The sequence below is a fragment of the Noviherbaspirillum denitrificans genome (assembly GCF_002211445.1).
Classification (GTDB): domain Bacteria; phylum Pseudomonadota; class Gammaproteobacteria; order Burkholderiales; family Burkholderiaceae_D; genus Noviherbaspirillum; species Noviherbaspirillum denitrificans.
The window spans coordinates 1,385,731-1,387,838 of sequence record NZ_LSTO01000001.1 but is presented as its reverse complement, the minus strand read 5'-3'; the positions used below and the strand labels follow the sequence as shown (position 1 = coordinate 1,387,838).

The following is a 2,108-nucleotide window of genomic DNA, read 5'->3' as shown; positions in this document are numbered from 1 at the left end:
TCTCCGCCGCCCAGGGTCACCGAAGAAAGAAAAAGCCGCCCGATGCAAAAAGCACCGGACGGCCCCTCTCATCACGACCTGAAACTCAAATCAAGCCAGCCCGCCCCCAACAGTCCCGCCGTCATCCTTGGTAATGACGATCGTAGCCGACCGCGGCCGCGCATTCCCCCCATCCGGCCAATGGCTGCCAAAGGAAGAAGGGCTGCCGAACACCGGCGCCGTATCCTCCCCCGGATGCTGGATGTTCACAAACAGCGCCTTCCCATCCGGCGTCTCGGCAACACCCGTAATCTCGCACTCCTTCGGCCCCACCAGGAAGCGCCGCAAGTTGGTCTCGCCCAGCGTCGCGCCGACATAGGTATCCACCTGCTTGGTCGTCGTGCCGTCGACATTGCTGATGGTCTTCTTCGCACCATCGCCGACCTTGCCCGCCACCGCAGCCAGCAGCATGCAGTTGGTCACATCGGTGTAGGCGCCGTCGTCCGTCTCGATCCACAGCAGGCCGGTGCTGCGCGAGAACCACAGGCCGTCCGGGCTGGAGAAGTCATTGGCTGCGGTCAGGTTGGAGACGTTGATGTTGTTCGCATCCGCAGTGGAGCGCGCGCCGAACAGGAACACGTCCCACTTGAAGCCGGTCGCCGTCACATCGCCGTTGTTCTCCGCCCAGCGGATGATGTGGCCGTTCGGATTGCCCTTTTGCGCGGTCGCTGCAGTGCCCTTGGGGTCGTTGTAGAAGCGCGGGTTGGCTGCGTCCACTGCAGTGATCGGACGGCTGCTCGCATTGGTGTTGGTGAGGGTCATGTAGACCTCGCCATTGGCCGGATTGACCGCGCCCCATTCCGGGCGGTCCATCTTGGTCGCGCCGGCCGCGTCGGCGGCGAGGCGGGTATTGACCAGTACGTCGGCCTGGTCGGCGAAGGCATAGGCGGTGTTCGATCCGGTGATGCCGTTGCTGCCGAACTTCAGCTCGACCCAGGTGCCGGTGCCGTCGGCATTGAACTTTGCAACATACAGCTTGCCGTCGTCGAGGTACTTGTCGCCGGCAGCCAGTCCCTTACCCGTGTCGGCCGGATCCCACAGCGCGGTGGAGACATACTTGTAGATGTATTCGTTGCGCGAATCGCAGCCCATGTACCAGACCAGCGGCTTGCCGGGAACGACCGGGCCGGGCCAGGCGCCTTCATGCGCGAAGCGGCCGAGGGCGGTGCGCTTCTTCGGTGTGGATGCGGGACTGAAAGGATCGATCTCCACGATCCAGCCGTAGGTGTTGGCGACATTGCGGAAGTCGTCGCTGCCGTCGGCGGAGGTCCCGGTCTTCATCGCATTCCAGCGCGAGAAGGAGGTGTCCGTCGGATCGGTGGCGGTCGCAGTGGCCCACAGTTCGCGGCCGGTGCCGGCGACGCCGTAGCGGGCGAAGGAGGCCAGTTCCTTTGCGGTACGCGATGGGTTATCGGTCGCGGTGATGCGGCGGAAGTAGCCGGCCCAGTTTTCTTCGGTCGTGAGATAGGTACCCCACGGGGTGTAGCCATTGCCGCAGTTGTTGATCGTGCCGCGCGTCTTCGAGCCATCCTTGGAGTAGGCAGTGACCATGTATGCCGTTTTCGCGGCCGGACCCGACAAGGTCATTTCGGTGAAGGTGGTGATGCGGCGGTTGAACGGTGAATCCTTCTTGTAGGTGACGCTGCTGCCGTTCTTCGCGATCTCGATGACGCTCACGCCGTGCGCATTCATTTCCTTGATGACTTCGTCGGCGACGGTGCGCGTCATCGTGTTGGTGATGGTGGACGGATACTTGCTGACCGCCGTGCCGTCGATGGTGACGCCGTCCTTGTGCAGGTAGGCGGGCGTGATCGCTTCATGGTTGAGGACCAGCAGGCCGCGGTCGCTGTTGCTCGCGCTGACCTTGCCGTCGGCGCCGATGCCGAAGTAATGCATGCCGTCGTGATGGTCACCCGCTCGCTGCGCGAAGGAGGCGCCGGTGTCGGTGCCGTCATTCTTGTAATCGGCGACGCTCGCGGCGATCGGATCGCCGAGACGGTACAGCACGGTCGCGGTATAGCCGGCCGGCACGACCAGCGCGTCCGCCAGGCTCTTGGCGACGGCGTTGA

Annotated in this window: 1 protein-coding gene; it reads right to left on the bottom strand. The window is 63.9% G+C overall.

Annotation, left to right across the window (positions count from 1 at the left end):
* Window positions 1–90: 90 nt before the first annotated feature.
* Window positions 91–2,108 (bottom strand): PhoX family protein (locus AYR66_RS06900; protein ID WP_088709654.1); only part of this gene is annotated, 2,018 nt, incomplete at its 5' end.